Source organism: uncultured Sphingomonas sp. (assembly GCF_936927845.1).
Taxonomy (GTDB): domain Bacteria; phylum Pseudomonadota; class Alphaproteobacteria; order Sphingomonadales; family Sphingomonadaceae; genus Sphingomonas.
The window spans coordinates 97,335-118,541 of sequence record NZ_CAKZHV010000070.1 but is presented as its reverse complement, the minus strand read 5'-3'; the positions used below and the strand labels follow the sequence as shown (position 1 = coordinate 118,541).

The following is a 21,207-nucleotide window of genomic DNA, read 5'->3' as shown; positions in this document are numbered from 1 at the left end:
CCATCTAGGGGACCACCACGATACCGTCAAACGGTTTTTGCAGAAAAGTTGCAGATTCGTCTCAAACCCGCGTCACCGGGCTCGTGAGCACCTCATAGGGGCATCTCACGAGCCGCTTGCCGGTCAGTTGATGCCACCGCCCAGCGAGCGGTAGAGCTCAACCAGGTTGCTGGCGCTGTTAAGACGTGTGGTAACGAGCTGCTGCTGCGCTGCATAAGCGGTTCGCTGCGCGTCGAGCGAAACGAGGAACGAATCGACTCCAGCCCGGTAGCGCGCCTCCGACAAACGTGCCGCGACCTGCGCGGCATTGGCGCGCGCCGATTGGGCCGCCACCTGCTCGCCGATCGTGCCGCGCTGCGCGAGCGCATCGGCTACTTCGCGGAACGCCGTTTGAATCGCTCGCTCGTAGGTCGAGACCGCAACCTGCTGCGACGCGCGCGCGTAGTCGAGGTTGCCCTTGATCGCGCCCCCGTCGAACAAAGGCAGGCCGACCGATGGCGCGCCCGTGTAGGTGAAGCTACCGCCACCGAAGAGACCCGATAGCGCGGTCGAGATCGTGCCGATTGTAGCGGTGAGCGAGATGCGCGGGAAGAACGCCGCGCGCGCCGCGCCGATATTGGCGTTCTGCGCGATCAGCTGGTGCTCGGCCTGGAGCACGTCGGGCCGCCGCAGCAGCACCTCGGACGAAACATCGCCCGGCAGCGAGTCGCGCGTGTATGACGCCTGACCCAGTCCGGCGGGTAGTTGCTCCGCGGGCACGGTCGTCCCGACCAGCAGGTTGAGCGCATTCTGGTCCTGCGCGACTCGCGTGGTGAGCGTCGCGATGTCGTTGCGTGCCGACTGGTAGTTGGTCTCGGCCTGGCGCGCCTCGAGCTCGGAAGCGACGCCGATGCGGAACTGCGCCTGCGTCAGCCGCAGCGTTTCGCCGAAGGTCTGAAGCGTGCGGCGCGATAGCTGCAACTGCTCCTGGTCGGAGGCGAGCGTCAGCCACGCGGTCGCGATCTCCGCGATCAGGCTGATCCGCGCCGAGCGCTGCGCTTCTTCGGTCGCGAAATACTGCTCCAGCGCGGCGCGGCTTAGGTTGCGGACGCGACCGAACAGGTCAAGCTCGAACGAGGAAAAGCCGGCGTTGACCGAATAGAATTCGATGTTGGACGACGACGAGCCGACGCCCGCACCGCCGACCCCTGCCCCGGTGCCGCTGCCACCGATCCCACCGCCCACGCCCGAGCCGGTGCTGCCACCCGTGCCGGTTCCCGCGCCGCCGCCCGTCGCACCGCCTGCGCCCGTACCGGCGCTAGCCCCGGTCGCGCCGAAGATGTTGTTGGTATAGGTTGCCGAGCCCGACAGCGTCGTCGTTGGCACCAAGTCGGAACGCTGGATGCGATATTGTGCGCGCGCCTGGAGCACGTTGCCCGCCGCGATCCGCAGGTCGCGGTTGTTGGCGAGCCCGGTCTCGATCACCTGCCTGAGACGCCGGTCGAGGAAGAAGTCGCGCCAGCCGATCGCAGACACGTCGGCCACGTCGCTCGCCGCGCGGGGGTAAATGCCGCCCTGCGGCAGTGCAGCGGGCACCGCGCCAGTCGGGCGTTCATACTTGGGCGCGAGGTTGCACCCGGCGAGCGCGGTCGACAGCGCCAGCGCGGCGAGGATAACGGAGCGGGTCACAGGTCAGGCTCCCTCGACCGCGGGGCGGCCCTGGTTCGTGTCATGGTTGCGGAGGCGATCATTGCCGTCGCTGCCGTCCGGCGCGTCGGGTGCGGCCGGCTCCGCGTGGCCGCCCTGCCCAAACAGGCGCAGGACGACGACGAAGAACATTGGCACGAAGAAGATCGCGAACACGGTCGCGGTAAGCATGCCGCCGACGACCGCACGGCCGATCGCATTCTGCCCACCGGCGCCCGCGCCGGTCGAGATGGCGAGCGGCAGCACACCGAAGATGAACGCCAAGCTGGTCATGAGGATCGGGCGCAGCCGGATTTTCGCCGCCTCGATTGCGGCATCGAACGCCGACAATCCGTCGCGCATCTTCTCCTCTGCAAATTCCACGATCAGGATCGCGTTCTTCGCCGACACGCCAATCGTGGTGATCAAGCCCACCTGCAGGTAGATGTCGTTGTTGAGCCCGGTCAGCCACGCCGCCAGCAGCGCGCCGATCACGCCCAGCGGCACGACCAACATGACCGAGATCGGCACCGACCAGCTTTCATACAGAGCCGCGAGGCACAGGAACACGATTAGCAGCGACAGGCCATAGAGCGCGGGCGCCTGACCACCGGATAGCTGTTCCTCGTAGCTGAGCCCGGTCGGTTCCAGCCGCGTGCCCGGCGGCAGCTTGGCATGGAGGTCGTTCATCACCTGGAGCGCGGTGCCCGACGAGACGCCAGGCGCCGGCTGACCCAGAATCTCCATCGACGGTTGCCCGTTGTAGCGCGTGAGCTGCGTCGCACCCTGCTGCCACGAGGTGGTCGAGAAAGCGGTGAACGGCGCCATCGCATTGTCGGTGCCGCGGACGTACAGGCTTGCCACGTCTTCCGGCCGCAAGCGGTAGGGCGCGTCGACCTGAACGTAGACGCGCTTCACGCGCCCGCGATCGATGAAGTCGTTGACGTAGGAGCCACCCCAGGCGGTCGCGATCGTGCTGTTGACCGACGACAGATCGAGGCCGAGCGCGCGCGCCTTGTCCTGGTCGACGTTGATCTTGAGCTGCGGCGCGTCGTCGAGCGCATTCGGGCGCACGCCGACCAGCGACTTGTTCTGCGACGCCATGCCGAGCAGCTGGTTGCGCGCGGCGAGCAGTTTCTCGTGGCCGATCCCGCCTTCGTCGACCAACTGGAGGTCGAAGCCCGACGCATTGCCGAGTTCCTGCACCGCCGGCGGGATGACCGCGAAGATCATGCCGTCGGCGTAGCGACCGAGCACGGCCATCGCGCGACCCACGACGGCCTGCGCGCGGTTCTCCGCACCCGGACGATCCTTCCATTCCTTCATCGGGATAAAGGCAATACCGCTGTTCTGGCCGGTTCCTGCGAAGCTGAACCCGTTGATCGTGTACACGCCGCGGATCGCGCCACTTTCCTTGCTGAGAAAATGATCGCGCACGAGGTCGAGGCCCTTTTGCGTGCGCTCGGTGGTGGCGCCCGGCGGGCCCTGCACCAGCGCGATCATCACGCCCTGATCCTCCTCGGGCAGGAAGCCCGACGGCAGCCGAGCGAACAGCAGCATCATGCCGCCGACGATCAGCGCATAGACGACCAGCGACCGGCCCCAGCGCCGCGCGGTGGCCCGTGTGCCCTTTTCGTAGCGATCGCGCCCGCGATCGAAGCGATCGTTGAACCAGCGGAAGAAGCGCGCGAGCGGGCCCTTGCCCTCGGCCTTGTTCGGATCATGCGGTTTGAGAATCGTCGCGCACAACGCTGGAGTCAGGATCAGCGCGGTCGCGACCGACAGAACCATTGCCGACACGATCGTGATCGAGAACTGGCGGTAGATGACACCAGTCGAGCCGCTGAAGAATGCCATCGGCAGGAACACCGCCGACAGCACCAGCGCGATGCCGATCAGCGCGCCGGTGATCTCGTCCATCGACTTTCGCGCCGCTTCCTTGGGCGACAGATGCTCCTCGACGATCAAACGCTCGACGTTCTCGACCACCACGATCGCGTCGTCGACCAGCAGACCGATGGCGAGCACCATGCCGAACAAGGTCAGCGTGTTGATTGAATAGCCCGCGATCGCCAGCACCGCGAACGTACCGGTCAGCACCACCGGCACCGCGATGGTCGGGATGATCGTCGCGCGCCAGTTCTGCAGGAACAGGAACATGACGAGGAACACAAGCACCACCGCCTCGACCAGCGTGTGAATTACCTGCTCGATCGACAAACGCACGAACGGCGAGGTGTCGTACGGGAAGATCACCTTCACGTCGGGCGGCAGTTGCTTGCCGATCTCGGTCATGCGCGCCTTGACCGCGTCGACGGTGTCGAGCGCGTTGGCGCCCGGGGCGAGCTTGACGCCGATGCCCGAGGCGGGCTTGCCGTTCCACTGCGCCGAGAAGCCGTAGTTCTCCGCGCCGATCTCCACGCGTGCCACGTCGCTCAGGCGGACGACCGAACCGTCAGTGCCGCTTTTCAGGCGAATGCGCCCGAACTCCTCGGGCGAGGTCAGCCGCGACGACACCGACACGGTGGCGTTGAGCATCTGCTCCTTGGGTGCTGGCTGCGCGCCCAATTGCCCGGCCGAGACCTGGGCATTCTGCGCGGTGACGGCGTTCGTCACGTCCGCCATCGTCAGCGCGTAGTTGTTGAGCTTGAGCGGATCGACCCAAATGCGCATCGCATATTGCGACCCGAAAATCTGCGTGTCGCCGACGCCGCTGACGCGCGACAGCGGATCCTGCATCTTGGATGCGACGTAATCGGCGAGGTCGATCGCGTCGTGCTGACCATTTTCCGAGTACAGGCCGACGAACAGCAGAAAGTTCTGCGTCGCCTTGGCGACGATGATCCCCTGGCGCTGGACTTCCTGCGGCAGCAGCGGAGTCGCGGCCTGCAGCTTGTTCTGCACCTGAACCTGCGCGGTGTCGGGGTCGGTTCCCTGCTCGAAGGTGAGCGTAATGGTGACAGTGCCCGCGGACGAGGACGAGGAGGAGAAGTAGCGAAGGTGATCGATCCCCTTCATCTGCTGCTCGATGATCTGCGTCGTCGTATTCTCGAGCGTGGCCGCGTCGGCGCCGGGATAGGTCGCGGTGATCGACACCGCAGGCGGCGCGATCGCAGGGAATTGCGAGATCGGCAGCGAGCGGATCGCGAGCACCCCGGCGAGCATGACGACGATCGCCAGGACCCATGCAAAGATGGGCCGATCGATGAAATAGCGTGCCATAAGGGCTTACTTCGCTTCCTGCTGCGACGCCGGCTGACCGGCGCCCTGCCCCGGCTGACCGCCGGGTTTCGCGTTCGGGTTCCAGGCGACCGCCTTTACCGGCATGCCGGGACGCAGCATCATGCCGCCCTCGACGATCACCTTTTCACCCGCCTTCAGTCCAGCCGTGACGAGCCAGTTCTCGCCGATCGTGCGCGGCGCGGTCAGCGTCCGCACCTGCACCTTATTGTCCCCACCCACGACCATCACGGTCGGGTTGCCCTTTTCGTCGCGCTGCACCGCACGCTGCGGAACGAGCAGCGCGTCGCCCTGCGTGCCTTCAATTAGTTCGGCGCGGACGTACATGCCTGGCAGCAGCAGCGCGCGCGGGTTGGGGAAGCGCGCGCGAATCGTCTGCGTCCCGGTGGCGGGATCGACGCTCACGTCGGCGAACTGGAGCGTGCCCTCGATCGGGTATACCGAGCCGTCCTCCAGCCGCAGCCGCACGCGCGCGGCCTGCCCGCCGCGCGACAGGTCGCCAGCGGCAATCTTCTGACGGAGCGCGAGCAGGTCGGCGCTCGATTGCGGCACGTCGACGTAGATCGGATCAAGCCGCTGGATGGTGGTGAGCGCGGTCGTCTGCCCCGAAGTGACGAGCGCGCCCGTGGTCGCGATCGAGCGACCGATCCGGCCCGAGATCGGCGCGCGCACTGTGGTGCGCGACAGGTCGATCTGCGCCGAGCGGAGCGCGGCTTCCTGCGCGGCGACATCGGCGCGCGCTTGCTGCGCCTGAGTGATCGAATTCTCGTAATCCTGCCGCGCGATCGCGTTGATCTTCACCAGCTCGCCGTAGCGACGCTGGAGCGCGGACGTGGAAGCGATGGCCGAGCGGGCGCGGGCGAGTGCGGCGCGCGCGCTCGCTACCTGCGTGATGTAGGGTTGCGGATCGATGCGATAGAGCGGCTGGCCCTTGGTGACCTGATCGCCCTCGGTGAACAGGCGCGCCAGGATCAGGCCGTTGACCTGCGGGCGCACCTCGGACGTTTCATACGCCACCGTTCGGCCGGGCAGCACCGTCGTCAGCGTCACCGCTTCGCTTTTTACCGCGACCACGCCGACCTGCGGCGGCCCGGCGGGCTGCTGCTGCGCCTGTTCCTTGTTCCCGCCGCACGCGGCAAGTGGCACCACCAGCATCGCGGCAAGTGCGAAACGATTGATCAGCATGGACTTCCCGGGAAAAATGTGTGAATGAACGATCACTCACGAATGCTGCTACTGCGAAGAAGCGACAGCGTCAATATGGGAAGGAGATGATGACCGGTTCCGACACCGCCCCCGCGGCTTGCCAGCGCAACGAGAAAGCAAACGCTCGCCGTGAAAAGGTGATCCAGGCCGCGCGCCAGTTGTTCGCCGACGCCGGGTTCCATAACACCGGCATGGCGCAGATCTCCAAGGCATCGGGCGTGCTGGTCGGGCAGATCTACCGCGATTTTGCCAACAAGGAGGCGATCGTCGCGGCGATGGTGGAACAGGACCTCGACGAGTTCCTGTACGACGGCGTGCTGTGCAGCGCATGCGCGAACGGCGACCATGCCGCGGTACGCGCCTGGATCGCCGACTTCGTCGCCTGCGAGGAGGTGCAGGACGCACGCATCTTCGCCGAAATCACTGCGGAGGCGGCGCGCAACGAGCGGATCGCCGCGATCTTCCACATGATCGATCAGCGATTGCGCCAGCAATTGGTGCTGGCGCTGCGGATCATCGCCGCCGACGATGTCGCCGACGACCGGCTGGCCACCGTCGCCAACCTGATCCTAACCGTGTCCTGGGGCGTGATGCAACTTCGCGTGTTGTGGCCGGGCCAGGTCGACCGCGCGGTGTTCGCCCCGCTGCTGGCGTGCATCGAGTCGCAGATCGACGCGCTGTGTAGCAACGAGCGCAGCGATGCTCCCTGCGCAGAGGCGACCGCGTGAAGCCGCCGATCGGGCGCGACACGCTGCTGTGCATGTCACTGGCGGCACGGCCGGGCCAGTTCGGTTCGCGCTTCCACAACCGGCTCTACGAGCGGCTCGGGCTCGATTACGTCTACAAGGCGTTCACGACGACCGACCTGGAGGGTGCGGTGCGCGGCATCCGCGCGCTGGGCGTGCGCGGCTGCGCGGTGTCGATGCCGTTCAAGGAAGCGGTGATCCCGCTCATCGACGCGCTCGCCGGATCGGCCGCGGCGATCGACAGCGTCAACACGATCGTCAACGATGACGGGCAGCTGACTGGGTACAACACCGATTACAGCGCGGTGCGCGATTTGCTCGACCGGGGGGGTGTCGATCCGGCGCTCTCCTTCGTGCTGCGCGGATCGGGCGGGATGGCGAAGGCGGTGGCCGCGGCGCTTCGGGATCGTGGGCATCGGTGCGGGGTGATCGTGGCGCGCAATGAGGCGAAGGGCCGTGCGTTGGCGGACGGCTACGGTTTCGATTGGCGGGCGGAAATGGGCGACGCCGCGGCGGTGCTCGTCAACGCGACACCGATCGGGATGAGTGGTGGCGACGAGGACGCGCTGGCATTCCCGCCCGAGGTGATCGCGCGCTGCGCGGTCGCGTTCGAGGTGGTGGCGATCCCGGCCGAGACGCCGTTCCTGCGCGCCGCCCGAGCCGCCGGCAAGACCACGATCGCGGGCGCGGACGTCGCGGTGTTACAGGCGCTGGAGCAGTTCGTGCTCTACACCGGTGTGCGGCCGAGCGACGACGAGGTCGCGCACGCGGCGGCGTTCGCGCGCGGGGAGATCGACTGAGGCGTTCGTCCCCTCCCTCTTGGGGAACGGCGCAGATCAGGGCGTTTCGCGACGGGCGCGTGCCTCGGCCAGCGCGCCGATCGTGAGCCACCGGGCGCGTTCCTCCTCCGCGTCGGCGAGCGCGCGGTGGGCGGGCGGCTCGCCCGCGCGGCGTGGTTCGCTCTGCTCGAGGACGTCGGCGACGGCGGACGCCAGCGCATTGCCCGACAGCGCGCGAGAGAGGATGGCGTGCGCGCGCTCGCGGTGCGCGTCGTCGCTGTCGCGCAGCCGCAGGCTGTGGCGCGGCAGCTTGGCGGCGCGCAGCAGCGCGCTCAACCACTTGCCGTCCCACGACGGCGCGCTCGCCAGCAGGTCGTGGCCGGTCAATCGGTCGAGCATGCGCCGGGCGACGGTCGCGTGATCGGCGCCCGCGGCCTCCAGTTCGGCGCGCGTGATGCCGTGGATCGCCTCGGCCGCGCTGTCCCAATCGTTCCACTGGGGGGCGGGGCGGATCAGATGGCTCTCGCTGCGGCCGTCTTCGAACACCCAGGCGACCTCGACCGGATAGCTTTGCTTGGACAAGGAGGAGGCTTCGAAGTCGAGGAACACCAGCATCGTGCCCCAACGCCGGACGGGGCGGATCGGAGCCGTGGAGAATGCGTTGACGCGTGCCGTGACCAGCCAGGGTGTGTTCCGCGATGATCGACCTCAACACCGCCACCGCCGACCAACTCGACGCCGTGCCGCAACTGGCGGGGCATGGCGCGGAGATCGTGCGCTACCGCGAGGAACGCGGCGGTTTCGGCGAGCTGCGCCACCTGAACGAGGTGCCGGGTCTGGCGCAGAAGACCGATGGCGTCGAGGAACATCTGCGCGTGGAGTGAGGCGCGCTTGCCCCGGCGCGCGCAGCGGCTAAGCTGCTGCGTCAAAGGGGAAGTATCCGTGTCACCATTCATCCGCCTGCTTGCCGCAGGATCGCTGGTCGCGCTCACCGCACCGGCGCTGGCGCAGACCGACAAGACCACCACCACTGTCGAGAAGAAGACCGACGACGGCGTGAAGCTGCCGCCGCTTCCAGCCGACCGCTCGATCGCGCAGCGCGTGCGCGTCGGTGGGCGCGTGCTCGATTACCGTGCTTCCGTGGGCACGATCGCGGTGCGTGATGAGACGGGCAAGGAGATCGGGCAGGTCGTCTATACCGCCTATACCGTCCCCGGCCGCGACCCCGCGCGGCCGGTCACCTTTGCGTTCAACGGCGGACCGGGTGCGGCGTCGGTCTACCTCAACATGGGCGCGGTCGGCCCCAAGCGGGTGCAGTTCGGCGCGCAGGGCGACGCGCCGTCCGATGCGCCAATCGCGGCCGACAATCCCAACACCTGGCTCGATTTCACCGACCTCGTCTTCATCGATCCAATCGGCACGGGGTTCAGCCGCAGCCTGGTCGACGCGGACGCGACCAAAAAGGCGTTCTACGCCAACGACCCCGACATCAAATATCTGTCCAAGGTGGTCTACGACTGGCTGGTCAAGGAAGGCCGGCTGCGCTCGCCCAAATATGTGATGGGGGAAAGCTACGGCGGGTATCGCGCGCCGCGCATCGCCTACGAACTGCAATCGCAGATCGGCGTCGGGGTCAACGGGCTGATCATGGTGTCGCCCTACCTCGACCCCGCGGTCGGCGACGGCGCGACCGCATTATCGCCGCTGCCGTGGATGATCGACCTGCCGTCGATGGCGGCAGCCAATCTGGAGCGGCAGCATCGGCTGACCCCGCAGGCGATGGCGGAGGTCGAGGATTACACCCGGGGCGAGTTCGCGCGCGACCTGCTGCGTGGGCGCTCCGACCCGCAGGCGACGAGCCGGATCGTGCAGCGCGTCACGCAGCTGACCGGGCTCGACCCCGCGCTCGTCCAGCGGCTGGGCGGGCGCGTCGACAGCCGCACCTTTCTGCGCGAGGTGCACCGGAGCGAGGGGACGATCGGCAGCGTGTACGATTCGAACGTCACCGCGTTCGACCCCTTCCCCTGGTCGCCCCGGCAGGAATCGAACGATCCCATCCTCGACGCGCTGATCGCGCCGACGACAAGCGCGATGGTCGATTTCGTCACGCGCGAGGTCGGCTGGAAGACCGACGCGCGCTACAATGCCCTGTCCTATGCGGTGAACGAGGCGTGGGACCGCGGCAAGCCGAACGACACGCCCGTGACCGACCTGCGCAAGGCGATCGCGAACGATCCCAAGATGCGCGTGATGATCGTGCACGGCTGGGACGATCTGTCGTGTCCGTTCTTCGCCTCACGCCTGATCGTCGATCAGATGCCCGCGTTCGGCCAGCCCGAGCGTGTCGCGCTAAAGGTCTATCCCGGCGGGCACATGTTTTACAGCCGCGGCGACAGCGGGGCCGCGTTCAAGAACGACGCGCGCGCCTTGTACCGCTAGCCGCGCGCGCTCACCGCAGGGCGAGTGCGTCGCGCAGCGTGGCGACGCGGATCGTCCGGCGGTGCTGCCGCAGCCAGGCCAGAAAAGCGCGGTGCGTCGCGGCATCGACGCTCAGTTGATCGCCGCCGATGCCGTGGAACAGGAACACCGCCCAGCCACCGCTCGTCTCCGCAGTGCGCGCGAATGCGACGAGTTGGTCGAGGGTCGTACCCTCGGCGAACCCGCGCGCGGGGACGTGCATCGCATCGACGTGCGCGGGACCGGCGCGCACCTGCGCGTCGTCCATGCTCACGCCGCGCGCATAATCGACGATGTGCGCGGCGCGCAGCGGCTCCAGGTAATCCTCCCCGCCGACCAGATGCTCGCCGCACGGCATCGCGAAGCCGTGGCGTGCGCGACCGTCGAGCGCGCGCAGCAAGGTGTTCTGTTGCGCGATCTCGCGGATCATGCTGGCGGGCGAATAAGCCTCGCTGGTGAAATGCGGATCCGCGGGGAATTTGGCGGCGGCGCAGGGATGGAAGATCGTGTGATTGGCCACCTCATGCCCGCGTCGCGCCACTGCCTGCCAGCGCGGTACGTCGGCCTCGCGCACCGCCGACAGGAAGAACGTCGCCTTCAACCCCGCGGCGTCGAGCGCGGGAACCGCGTGGTCGAGCTGCGACGGCAGCGCGTCGTCGTAGGTCAGCACCACGGTGCCGCGTGCCTGTGCGATACTGGGCAGCATGGCGAGCACGGCCGCCGCCGCCACGAGTGCGCGTATCCGCCCCGTCACCGCGACATGCCCGCGTTCCAGACACCGCGTCGCGCGTCGATCTGCGCGGCCACCGCGCCTGCGATCCTGGCGTCGTCGGCGAGGTCGGGGTGGCCGTTGCAGCCACCGAAGCCGAGCCCGTCAACCGCGACGAACGCGATGCGACGCTCGCCCGCCTGCGTCAGCCGCGCCACCGTCGCGCGCGCCTCCGCGATCACTTCACCCTGCGCGATCGGGGTCGCCCAGACGACGATCAGCGCATGCGGGTTCCGACTGCGAAGCTTCGACAGGAAACGCGCGTAGCTGCGCTCGAAGTCCTCGTGCAGTGCGGCGCGCGTCTTCCAGCGCTCGTTGGCGTGGAGCGCGGTTGAGAAGTCGTTGGTGCCGAGCGCGACCACGATCACCTGCGGATGCCAGTCCGCATCGGCCGCGCGCCGCGCCTTGTCGAACAGCGTGAACGGATAGACGGCGGGCAGCGTGTCCGACGGGTCACCGTCGTAATTGCGCACGACGCCCCGCCCCGAGATCGCATTGACCCAATAATCGGCGTGATAGCGTTCGCCCAACAGGCCGGGGAGCCCGCGCGCGGTGTCGGTGGTGTTCCACACCTCCTGCGTGCTGCATGCGGTCCTGGTCGAGCGATTGCCGTAGCCGACCGTGTGCGAGTCGCCGACGAACTCGATCTGGCGAGCGGGCACGGCCGGCGGCAGCGCGCGCGTGCCCGCGGCGGCGCGAAAGCCGCCGAAGACGGTCGGCCCTGCCTGGCTCTCGCTGATCGCCTGCACGCGCAGGACGTGCCCGCCCGGTGCGAGCGGACCGACGCGATAGAGCCCGGGCGCGGGCCGGACGAGCGCGATGGGTGCACCGTCGTCGACGGTGACGCGAAGCGAAACTTCTCCGGCCCCGACACGGAACATCGCCGCACGGCCGCTGAACCGTGTCTCGACGTAGCTGCCCGGCCATTGCCGCCGGATCATCCCGTGCCCAGCCGCTTCGGCTCGGCCGACGACGCGCATCGGCAGCGCGATCGTACCCGCGGGCTCCGCGGCGAGCCGCTCGACCCGCGGCGGCGCGCCGGCGGCGATCGCCGACGCGCCCAGCACCGCGAGCAGGGCCCGCCGCATCAGCGCTGGCCGCAGCTCACGGGTCCGGGCGGGGCGCTGGCGACGCGGATGCCCGACAAGTCGATGCCCGCCGCGCCGGTGGCGGCGATCACCGCCGGGCGCGTGACATGCGCCATGTCGACGCCTTGGTCGGCGAAGCAGCGCAGCGGCACCGCCAGTTCGGTCCAGTCGCTGCCCGCGGTGCGCAGCGCGCCCGTGATCGGCACGCTCGCGGTGCGTCCGCCCGCCCCCGCTGCCGCCATGCCGAGCGTCACGGTGCCGGTCGGCGCGCGCGTGACGCGATAGTCGAGGATCAGGCTCAACTGCCCGTTCGATTCGCGCGACAGGTCGATCGGCTGCGCCTGTTGCACCGCCAGTTCACCCGCGCCGGTAAAGGCGAGCCGCACGCTATCCTCCTGCGCCTGGCGATCGACGCGCGCCTGCGTCACCGCGCCGCTGGAGCGCAGCGTCGCACCGGGGGCCAGGCGCCCGCGCACGAACAGCGCGTTCTGGTCACCGCCCGCGTTCGCCGGCCGCGCCTCGTCAAGCGTCGGCACCTGCCCGCCCTTGGCGTAGGACAGGCCGTAGCCGAACGGAAACAGCGGATCGTAGTTCGGATCGCGCCGATTGAGCACATATTGGTCGAGCCGCTTGGGCCACGAGAACGACAACGTGCCGCGGAAATCGGCCTTGGGCTTGCCGTCGCGTCCCGCCACCAGCACGTCGGCGACGCCCCCGCCCTCGGTGCCGGGCAACCAGGCGGCGACAAAGGCGTCGGACGCGTTCAGCTCCGGGTTGACCCACAAGGGGCGGCCCGAGAGGAACACCGACACGGTCGGCACGCCCGCCTTCTTCAACCGGCGCAGCAGCTCCAGGTTCGACTTGTCGTCGGGGCTGTATTCCAGCGTCGGGCGGTCGCCCGAGAATTCGGCGTAGGGCGCCTCTCCGAAGACGACGATCGCGACATCGGGCTTGGTCGTGAAGCTGCCACTCGCCGACAGCGTCGCGGTGCCTCCGCTCGCGCGCACCGCCTCCGACAGGCCGCCCCAGATCGACTGGCCGTTGGGGAAGTTGGCGTTGGTGACGCCCGTTCCCTGCCAGGTGATCGACCAGCCGCCCGCCTGCTGGCCGATATCGTCCGCGCCCGCGCCCGCGACCAGCACGTTCGCGCCCGGTTTGATCGGCAGCACGCCGTTGTTCTTGAGCAACACCAGCGACTCGCGGACCGCCGCCCGCGCGAGCGCGCGGTGTTCGGGGCTGCCGAGCAGGTCGAACTTGCCCGCGAACGGGCGCGACGACGGGCGACCGGCATCGAACGTGCCCGCCAGCACCTTGACGCGCAGGATGCGGCGCACCGCATCGTCCAATCGCGCCGCCGGGATCGTGCCCGCCTTCGCCTCGCGCAGGGTGTTGGCGTAGAGCTCCTTCCACTTGGGGCCGGAATACATGAACATGTCGAGGCCCGCGTTGATCGCCGCCGCGCAATCCTCGTTGGTGCAGCCCGGCACCTGCCCGTGCGCGTTCCAGTCGCCGATGGTGAAGCCGTCGAAGCCCCAGCGCTCCTTGAGCACACCCGTCAGCAGCGACTTGTTGCCGGTCAGCTTGGCGCCATTCCAGCTCGAGAAGCTGGGCATCACGGTCAGCGCGCCGGCGGGCAGCGCGGTCATGTAGCCCGCGGCATGGACGTCGCGCAGCGTCGCCTCGCTCACGCGCGTGTCGCCCTGGTCACGCCCGCCGGTGCCACCGTCGCCGAGGAAGTGCTTCACCGACGAGATGACGTGGCCGGGGCGCATGAAATCGCCGCCGACACGGCCCTGGATGCCCTCCACCATCGCACCGGCGTAGGAGGCGACGACCGCGGGCTCCTCCGAATAGCTCTCGTAGGTGCGGCCCCAGCGGTCGTCTTGCACGACGGCGACGGTCGGCGCGAAGCTCCAGTCGATGCCGGTCGCCGCCGTCTCCGCCGCGGTTGCCGCGCCGATGCGGCGGACGAGGTCGGGGTCGCGCGCGGCGCCGAGCGCGATGTTGTGCGGAAACAGCGTCGCGCCGACGATGTTGTTGGCGCCGTGGACCGCGTCGGTGCCCCAGATGACGGGCACGACCGGGCGGCCGTCGCTGCGCTTCACCGAGGCGTCGTAGAAGGCGTCGAACAGCTTCAACCATTCGGGCGCGGGCGCGAATTCGTCGTTGCCCGGCGCCGAGTTGCCGCCGTTCAGGATCGAGCCGAGCTTGTACGTCTCCAGATCCTTCGGCGTGATCGAGGCGATGTCGACCTGGATCAGCTGGCCGACCTTGTCCTCCACGCTCATGCGGCGGAGCATCGCGTCGACGCGCGCCTCTACCTTGGGGTCGCGCCGACGCTTCATCGCGAGCGCGGGCCATTGATCGGGATGCGCGATCGCCGAGGGAGCGGTCGTCGTCGCGGGCGCACCGCCGGTCTGCGCCGAGACTGCCGCCGCACTCGCGAGCAAGGCCGCCGCGACCCCGTTCCTGAACCTTCCCATGCTTCCTCCCCGATGCGCCGACACCGATGCCGCGCATGCCGTTTGCGCGAGCCCTAATCGGCGCGTCGGACGGTCACAAGCACGTCGAGGTCGCATAGCGGCCGTGCGTGGAAGCCACGCGGGTGGGTGCTGGGGCGGGCGCTAACCCGCGTGGATCGCGTCCGCCGCCTGCTGGTCGACGCGCGGCGCGCGGCCGGACAAGGCGGCATGGAGCTGCTCGGCATCGAGCTTTCCTTCCCAGCGCGAGACGACGACGGTTGCGACCGCGTTGCCGATGAAGTTGGTGAGGCTGCGGCACTCGGACATGAAGCGGTCGACGCCCAGGATCAGCGCCATGCCCGCGACCGGCACGGAGGGCACGATCGACAGCGTGGCGGCAAGCGTGATGAACCCAGCGCCGGTCACGCCGGCCGCACCCTTCGACGACAGCATGGCGACACCCAGCAGCAGCAACTGCTCGCCAAAGCTCAGGTGAACGTTGCACGCCTGCGCGATGAACAGGGCGGCCAATGTCATGTAGATGTTGGTGCCGTCGAGGTTGAACGAATAGCCGGTCGGCACGACCAGTCCGACGATCGACTTGGGACAGCCCGCGCGCTCCATTTTCTCGATCAGCGAGGGAAGCGCGCTCTCCGACGACGACGTGCCGAGCACCAGCAGCAGCTCGGCCTTGAGATACGCGATCAGGCGCAGGATCGAGAAGCCCGCCAGCCGTGCGACAATGCCCAGCACCACCAGCACGAACAGTAACGAGGTGGCGTAGAAAGTCGCGACGAGCGCGGCAAGATTGGCGAGCGTGCCGACGCCGTACTTGCCGATCGTGAACGCCATCGCGCCGAACGCACCTACCGGCGCCGCGCGCATCAGGATGGCGACGACCTTGAACACCGCGAGCGAGACGTCCTCGAGCGCGCCCAGCAATCGCTCGCCACGGTCGCCGATCAGCGCGAGCCCGATGCCGAACAGGATCGCGACGAACAATGTCTGCAGGATATTGCCCGCGGTCAGCGCGCCCAGAAACGTGTCGGGAATGACGCCGAGCAGGAAGCCGGTCAGCGTCGTTTCGTGCGCCTTGCTCGCGTAATCGGCGACCTTGCCGGCGTCGAGCGAGGCGGGATCGATATTGAGGCCGCTGCCCGGCCGGACGACATTGGCGACCGCCATGCCGACGAACAGCGCCAGCGTGGAGAAGAACAGGAAATAAGCGAACGCCTTGCCCGCGACACGCCCGACCGATCCGAGATCGCGCATCCCCGCGATCCCGGTGACGATGGTGAGAAAGATGACCGGCGCGATGATCATCTTGACCAATTTGATGAAGCCGTCGCCGATCGGCTTCATCGCCTCACCCGTCTGCGGGTAGAAGTGGCCGAGCAGCACGCCGAGCAGGATCGCGGTGAGCACCTGCAGATAGAGCTGCGCGTACCACGGCTTGTGCGCCGGCGGCGCGGCATGGTCGGCGGTGGGGATGGACGGTTGCATGATCGGCCCTCAACTGTTCCACCCAGCGGGCAGATCGTGCACGCAGCCTTACGCCGCGCGGTCGCGGTGGCGCCACCCCGGTCGCACGCGCTGGCGCATGAGAAGGCACCTGCGCGAGCCAAATAAACTTACATAGATTAGGCAACGAAAAGCACTGACGTGGGTTGATCGCTGCGGGGTAGCGGCGTTCTTCACATGGTCAGACGATCGTGGCGTCGCGCAGATGAACGGCAGCATGAAAGAAACCATGTCGAAAACTGATCCGGGCGCGCTGTCGATGTCGCGCCGCGGCGTGCTGGCGGGCGGTGCCGCCACCGCCGCGATGACGAGCGCACCCGCGGCGATCGCGCAGGAGGCGGCACGCGCCACCGCTCCCGCGCCGAGCCAGCCCGCACCCACCATGCCGGTATCGTTCGAGGTGAACGGCAAACGCCAGAACCTGACGCTCGACACGCGTACCACGTTGCTCGACGCGCTGCGCGAGCATCTGCACCTGACCGGTACCAAGAAGGGCTGCGACCACGGCCAGTGCGGCGCGTGCACCGTGATGGTGAATGGTGTACGGATCAACTCGTGCCTCAGCCTGGCGGTGCAGCATCAGGGCGACAAGATCACGACGATCGAGGGACTGGGCACCCCCGACAAGCTGCATCCGATGCAGGCAGCGTTCGTCAAGCACGACGGCTATCAATGCGGTTACTGCACGCCCGGGCAAATCTGCTCGGCGGTCGCGGTGCTCGACGAGATCAAGCGCGGCATCCCCAGCCACGTCGAGGCCGACGTGTCGGCGCGCCCACAGGTCACCAACATGGAGCTGCGCGAGCGCATGAGCGGCAACATCTGCCGCTGCGGCGCTTATTCCAACATCGCCGAGGCGATGGAAGAAGTCGCGGGGGTCCGGGCATGAAGGCATTCACCTACGAACGCGCCAAGGATGCGCAGGGTGCGGCGCGCGCCGCGGCACAGCCGGGTGCGAAGTTCCTGGCCGGCGGCACCAACCTGCTCGACCTGATGAAGATCGAGGTCGAGACGCCGACGCATCTAGTCGACGTGCAGGACCTGGGCTTCGACAAGATCGAGCGCACGCGCGAGGGCGGGCTGCGCATCGGCGCGCTGGTCACCAACACCGATCTCGCTGCCGACGAGCGCGTGCGGCGCGATTACGCGGTGCTGACGCGCGCGATCGTCGCGGGCGCGAGCGGACAGTTGCGCAACAAGGCGTCGACCGCGGGCAATTTGCTCCAGCGGACGCGTTGCCCGTATTTCTACGACACCAACATGGCGTGCAACAAGCGCAAGCCGGGGTCGGGCTGCGCCGCGATCGGCGGTTATTCGCGCCAGCTCGGCGTGATCGGCGTGTCGGACAAGTGTATCGCGACCTTTCCCGGCGACATGGCGGTGGCGATGCGCGTGCTCGACGCGGCGATCGAGACGATGGACGCGGGCGGACAGCGGCGCGCGATCCCGATCGCGGACTTCCACCGCCTGTGGGGCGACCATCCGGAGCAGGACACGGTGCTGAAACCGGGTGAGCTGATCACCGCGGTCACACTGCCCAAACCGATCGGCGGCAAGCATTTCTACGAGAAGGTACGCGATCGTGCGTCCTACGCCTACGCGCTCGTCTCGGTCGCTGCGGTAATCCAGCCCGACGGCACCGGCCGCGTCGCATTCGGCGGCGTCGCGCCGCGTCCGTGGCGCGTCGAGGCGGCCGAAGCATTGCTGCCGCAAGGCGCCGCCGCGGTTACCGCGCGCGCGTTCCAAGGCGCGACCCCGACGAAGGACAATGCCTTCAAGCTACCGCTCGCCACCCGCGCGCTCGCCTCCGTCATCGCCCAGTCCAAGGCTTAAGTCCCATGAAGTTCGATACACCCGCCGGGCAGAACCCGATCGACCGGATGCAGGTCGTGGGCCGCGCGCACGACCGCGTCGACGGTCGGGTCAAGACGACCGGCACCGCGCCCTACGCCTATGAGCACCACATTGACGTGCCGAATGCGGTCTATGGATATCTCGTCCCCGCCGCGATCGCGAAGGGGCGGATCGCCAGCGTCGACACGCGCGCGGCGAAGGCTGCACCCGGCGTCATCGCGATCGTCACCGCGGCAGACGCCGGTCCGCTCGGCAAGGGCGACAAGAATACGGTCAAGCTGCTCGCCGGGCCCGAGGTCGACCATTACCATCAGGCGGTCGCCGTCGTGGTCGCCGAGACGTTCGAGCAGGCGCGCGCCGCCGCCGGGCTCGTTCGCGTCGACTACGCGCGCGGGGCAGCGCAGTTCGACCTCGACGAAGCGCTCAAGACCGCACCGCTGAAAGGCGGATCGAGCGACGAAGGCAGCGCCGCGCCGCCGGTCGACCGCGTCGGCAAGTTCGAGGAAGCGTTCGCGGCCGCCCCGGTCAAGCTCGATGCGCGCTACACGACGCCCGATCACAGCCACGCGATGATGGAGCCATTCGCCTCGATCGCGTCGTGGAACGGCGACGAGCTGACGCTGTGGACCTCGAACCAGATGATCAACTGGGGCCACGAGGATCTCGCCAAGACGCTGGGGATGCCCAAGGAGAAGATCCGTTTCATGTCGCCCTACGTCGGCGGCGGGTTCGGCGGAAAGCTGTTCCTGCGCACCGACGCGGTCATGGCGGCGCTGGGGGCAAAGGCGGCGGGGCGCCCGGTCAAGCTCGCGCTGTCGCGCCCCGTGATCGCCAACAACACCACGCATCGCCCCGCGACGCGCCAGCGCATCCGCATCGGCGCGCAGAAGGACGGCACGATCACCGCGATCGCGCACGAGAGCGGATCGGGTGACCAGCCGAACGGCAGCCCGGAGACTGCGGTCAATCAGACCAAGCTGCTGTACGCGGGCGCCAACCGCATGATCTCGATGCGGCTAGCGGTGCTCAACCTGCCCGAAGGCAATGCGATGCGTGCGCCGGGTGAGGCGCCGGGGATGATGGCGCTCGAGATTGCGATGGACGAGATGGCCGAGAAGCTCGGCATGGATCCGATCGCGTTTCGCATCAAGAACGACACCCAGGTCGACCCCGAGAAGCCCGAGCGCCGCTTCTCGCAGCGCGAGCTGGTGCGCTGCCTGAATGAAGGTGCGCAGCGGTTCGGCTGGTCGCGACGGAACGCCAAGCCCGGACAGGTACGCGACGGCAAGTGGCTGGTGGGAATGGGTGTGGCCTCCGCGTTCCGCAACCACATGAACATGCCGTCCGCCGCGCGGGTCCGGCTGGGCCAGAACGGCGTCGTGACGGTCGAAACCGACATGACCGACATCGGCACCGGCAGCTACACGATCATCGCGCAGACCGCGGGCGAGATGATGGGTGTGCCCGCCGAAGCGGTGGTGGTGAAGCTCGGCAATTCGGCCTATCCCGTCTCCGCCGGCTCGGGCGGGCAGTTCGGCGCGGCGAACGCGACCGCGGGCGTTTATGCCGCCTGCGTCAAGCTGCGCGAACAGATCGCGCAGCGGCTGGGGTACAATTCCGCCGACGTGACGTTCGGGGGCGGCAAGGTGTCGAGCGGCAACCGCTCGGCCGACCTCAAGCAGGCAGCGCAGGGCGGCGAGTTGGTCGCCGAGGACAAGATCGAGTTCGGCAAGCTCGACAAGACCTATCAGCTTTCCACCTTTGGCGCGCATTTCGTCGAGGTCGGGGTCGACGCCTACACCGGCGCGACGCGGCTCAGGCGGATGCTGGCGGTGTGCGCGGCGGGGCGGATCATCAACCCAAAATCGGCGCGCAGCCAGGTGATTGGCGCGATGACGATGGGCGTGGGTTCGGCGTTGATGGAGGAACTGGCGGTAGACAAGCGCTTCGGCCTGTTCATCAACCACGACCTTGCCAGCTACGAAGTGCCGGTTCACGCCGACATTCCGCACCAGGAGGTCGTCTTCCTCGACGAAGCCGACGACAAGGCCAATCCGATGAAGGCCAAGGGGGTCGGTGAATTGGGCTTGTGCGGCGTCGGCGCGGCGGTTGCCAACGCGATCTACAATGCGACCGGCGTGCGCGTGCGCGATTATCCGATCACGCTCGACAAGCATCTGGAGCACCTGCCCGCCGTGGCGTGAGGGTCGCGCGAGATAGCGCTATCCTCCACCTCCGTGGTGAGGGGCAGGCCGGTCGGGCCGGCGCGGTCAGGCAGGGTGATCTGTTGAGCCGACCCAGCCCCCCTCCTCTCGATCAGGGAGGGGTTGGTAAGCGCTCGTGCGACGCCGGTGGGCGGAGCTGCACAGCACGGCGCATAGCCTTGGCAAAGGAATGGTCACGGTGCCCGTTGAACACCGTTCCCGCATCGGCGCCGCTGCCGCCCCGCCCTACCCTGCCGCCAGTTCGTCGCGTGCGACGCGTTGCAGCGCGCTCGCCTGCTCGCGCGACAGGCCGAGCGTGTCGGCGGCCTGCTCACCCGGGCCGAGCGTCGTCGGATCGACGCCGGTCACGCGGCCGAACACCACCAGCGCCTCGAGGTAATAGCCTGCCAGGCTGGCGTGATATTGGTCGAAGCTCCACAGATCGAGCTGGCCGAAGCTGACACCGTCATACGGATTGGCATCGGCGACACCGGTCGCGATCGCGCGGTTCCAGGCCTGGCCGACGGGGGCGATGCCGGTCACCAGCGGGTTGACCGCGCGGGCGCGATCGGCGGCGGCGCGCAGGTCAAGCGCCATCGCGTAGATCGACTTGCCCGCCCAGGGTCCGCGCGCGCGATAGACCTGATCGGCGCGTGACCAGGTCGCGGTCAGTTGCACCTGCACGCGCGGATTGGCGCGCGCGAACAGCCGCGTCAGCCGCGCGACATCGTTGATGTACGCGCGCGGATCGCCGGGGCGGTCGGGATCGAACGTGCTGTATTCCTGCAGCACGACCACGTCCCAAGCGCGGTCGAACAACCGGCGGCGCTGATCGTAATGGAAGCCGAGCGTCTTGCCTCCCTGCACCTCCAGGCTGACGCGGTAGTCGAGCCCGGCCTGCAGCGTGAACGCCTTGAACAAGGCGGGCACGCCGCCATAGCCTGCGCCGTTCAGGTCGGTGACGGTGTCGGCCCGCCAATTGCGCACGGGCGAGTTCGCGCCAAAGGTGAAGCTGTTGCCGATGAACAGGATGGTACGCGCGGGCGCGCGCGGCGCAGTGGCGAGTGGGGCTGATGGAGCCTGCGCAGCGGGCACGGCAACGGCCGGCAACGGCATGACCGCAACCGCAGGCGTCGCCGCGGGTGGTGCGGCCGTGGCACCGGTGACCGCCACACCCAGCGCCCCGATCACCACCTTCAGCATGTCACCTCCGTCA

General features: G+C 68.2%; 16 protein-coding genes. 7 read left to right on the top strand and 9 right to left on the bottom strand.

From position 1 onward, the window contains the following. Positions 1-123 precede the first annotated feature (123 nt). Genes Q0579_RS18205 through Q0579_RS18195 form a run of 3 tightly spaced genes read right to left on the bottom strand, consistent with a single transcriptional unit; the run spans position 124 to position 6,090 of the window. Positions 124-1,668, bottom strand: coding sequence for an efflux transporter outer membrane subunit (locus Q0579_RS18205; protein ID WP_298815339.1), 1,545 nt, complete (start codon positions 1,666-1,668; stop codon positions 124-126). 3 nt (positions 1,669-1,671) lie between these two features. Next, positions 1,672-4,887, bottom strand: coding sequence for an efflux RND transporter permease subunit (locus Q0579_RS18200; RefSeq protein WP_298815337.1), 3,216 nt, complete (start codon positions 4,885-4,887; stop codon positions 1,672-1,674). 6 nt (positions 4,888-4,893) lie between these two features. After that, positions 4,894-6,090: an efflux RND transporter periplasmic adaptor subunit gene (locus Q0579_RS18195; RefSeq protein ID WP_298815334.1), complete on the bottom strand. Its 1,197-nt coding sequence runs from the start codon at positions 6,088-6,090 to the stop codon at positions 4,894-4,896. 89 nt (positions 6,091-6,179) lie between these two features. Between Q0579_RS18195 and Q0579_RS18190 the strand changes: the two genes are divergently transcribed. Beyond that, positions 6,180-6,839 carry a TetR/AcrR family transcriptional regulator gene (locus Q0579_RS18190; protein ID WP_298815332.1) on the top strand — a complete coding sequence of 220 codons (660 nt, stop codon included), beginning with the start codon at positions 6,180-6,182 and terminating at the stop codon, positions 6,837-6,839. Continuing rightward, on the top strand, positions 6,836-7,657 hold the full coding sequence (locus Q0579_RS18185) for a shikimate 5-dehydrogenase (RefSeq protein ID WP_298815330.1): 822 nt from the start codon (positions 6,836-6,838) through the stop codon (positions 7,655-7,657). The genes Q0579_RS18190 and Q0579_RS18185 overlap by 4 nt, the downstream gene beginning before the upstream one ends. Before the next feature lie 36 nt (positions 7,658-7,693). On the opposite strand, the gene Q0579_RS18180 is transcribed toward Q0579_RS18185, so the two are convergent. Continuing rightward, positions 7,694-8,251 (bottom strand): transcriptional regulator, encoded by a 558-nt coding sequence (locus Q0579_RS18180; RefSeq protein ID WP_298815328.1) that lies wholly within the window; start codon positions 8,249-8,251, stop codon positions 7,694-7,696. A gap of 83 nt (positions 8,252-8,334) precedes the next feature. On the opposite strand from Q0579_RS18180, the gene Q0579_RS18175 reads away from it, so the two are divergent. Further along, positions 8,335-8,520 (top strand): helix-hairpin-helix domain-containing protein, encoded by a 186-nt coding sequence (locus Q0579_RS18175; RefSeq protein ID WP_298815326.1) that lies wholly within the window; start codon positions 8,335-8,337, stop codon positions 8,518-8,520. A gap of 58 nt (positions 8,521-8,578) precedes the next feature. Next, entirely contained in the window at positions 8,579-10,075 is a 1,497-nt protein-coding gene (locus tag Q0579_RS18170) for a peptidase S10 (protein WP_298815324.1), read from the top strand. A gap of 10 nt (positions 10,076-10,085) precedes the next feature. Here the strand turns inward: Q0579_RS18170 and Q0579_RS18165 are convergent, their stop codons facing one another. The 4 genes from Q0579_RS18165 to Q0579_RS18150 form a co-directional block, all read right to left on the bottom strand. Then, positions 10,086-10,823 (bottom strand): polysaccharide deacetylase family protein, encoded by a 738-nt coding sequence (locus Q0579_RS18165; protein ID WP_298815322.1) that lies wholly within the window; start codon positions 10,821-10,823, stop codon positions 10,086-10,088. 20 nt (positions 10,824-10,843) lie between these two features. Further along, the gene (locus Q0579_RS18160) at positions 10,844-11,950 is read right to left on the bottom strand and encodes an SGNH/GDSL hydrolase family protein (protein ID WP_298815320.1); all 1,107 of its coding nucleotides are present in this window, start codon (positions 11,948-11,950) and stop codon (positions 10,844-10,846) included. Then, a complete protein-coding gene (locus Q0579_RS18155) occupies positions 11,950-14,295 on the bottom strand; it encodes a glycoside hydrolase family 3 protein (protein ID WP_298815352.1) in 2,346 nt (781 codons plus the stop codon). Before Q0579_RS18155 ends, Q0579_RS18160 begins: the two co-directional genes overlap by 1 nt. 279 nt (positions 14,296-14,574) lie before the next feature. After that, complete coding sequence (locus Q0579_RS18150) at positions 14,575-15,915, bottom strand: dicarboxylate/amino acid:cation symporter (protein WP_298815318.1); 1,341 nt, start codon at positions 15,913-15,915, stop codon at positions 14,575-14,577. 247 nt (positions 15,916-16,162) lie between these two features. Here Q0579_RS18150 and paoA point away from each other — a divergent pair, with 247 nt between their 5' ends. Genes paoA through paoC form a run of 3 tightly spaced genes read left to right on the top strand, consistent with a single transcriptional unit; the run spans position 16,163 to position 19,991 of the window. Continuing rightward, positions 16,163-16,822 carry an aldehyde dehydrogenase iron-sulfur subunit PaoA gene (gene paoA / locus Q0579_RS18145; protein ID WP_298815349.1) on the top strand — a complete coding sequence of 220 codons (660 nt, stop codon included), beginning with the start codon at positions 16,163-16,165 and terminating at the stop codon, positions 16,820-16,822. Continuing rightward, positions 16,819-17,766 carry a xanthine dehydrogenase family protein subunit M gene (locus Q0579_RS18140; RefSeq protein WP_298815316.1) on the top strand — a complete coding sequence of 316 codons (948 nt, stop codon included), beginning with the start codon at positions 16,819-16,821 and terminating at the stop codon, positions 17,764-17,766. Before paoA ends, Q0579_RS18140 begins: the two co-directional genes overlap by 4 nt. A gap of 5 nt (positions 17,767-17,771) precedes the next feature. Beyond that, the gene (paoC, locus tag Q0579_RS18135) at positions 17,772-19,991 is read left to right on the top strand and encodes an aldehyde oxidoreductase molybdenum-binding subunit PaoC (protein ID WP_298815314.1); all 2,220 of its coding nucleotides are present in this window, start codon (positions 17,772-17,774) and stop codon (positions 19,989-19,991) included. 246 nt (positions 19,992-20,237) lie between these two features. Here the strand turns inward: paoC and Q0579_RS18130 are convergent, their stop codons facing one another. Beyond that, the gene (locus tag Q0579_RS18130; RefSeq protein ID WP_298815347.1) at positions 20,238-21,191 is read right to left on the bottom strand and encodes a PEP-CTERM sorting domain-containing protein; all 954 of its coding nucleotides are present in this window, start codon (positions 21,189-21,191) and stop codon (positions 20,238-20,240) included. Positions 21,192-21,207 lie beyond the last annotated feature (16 nt).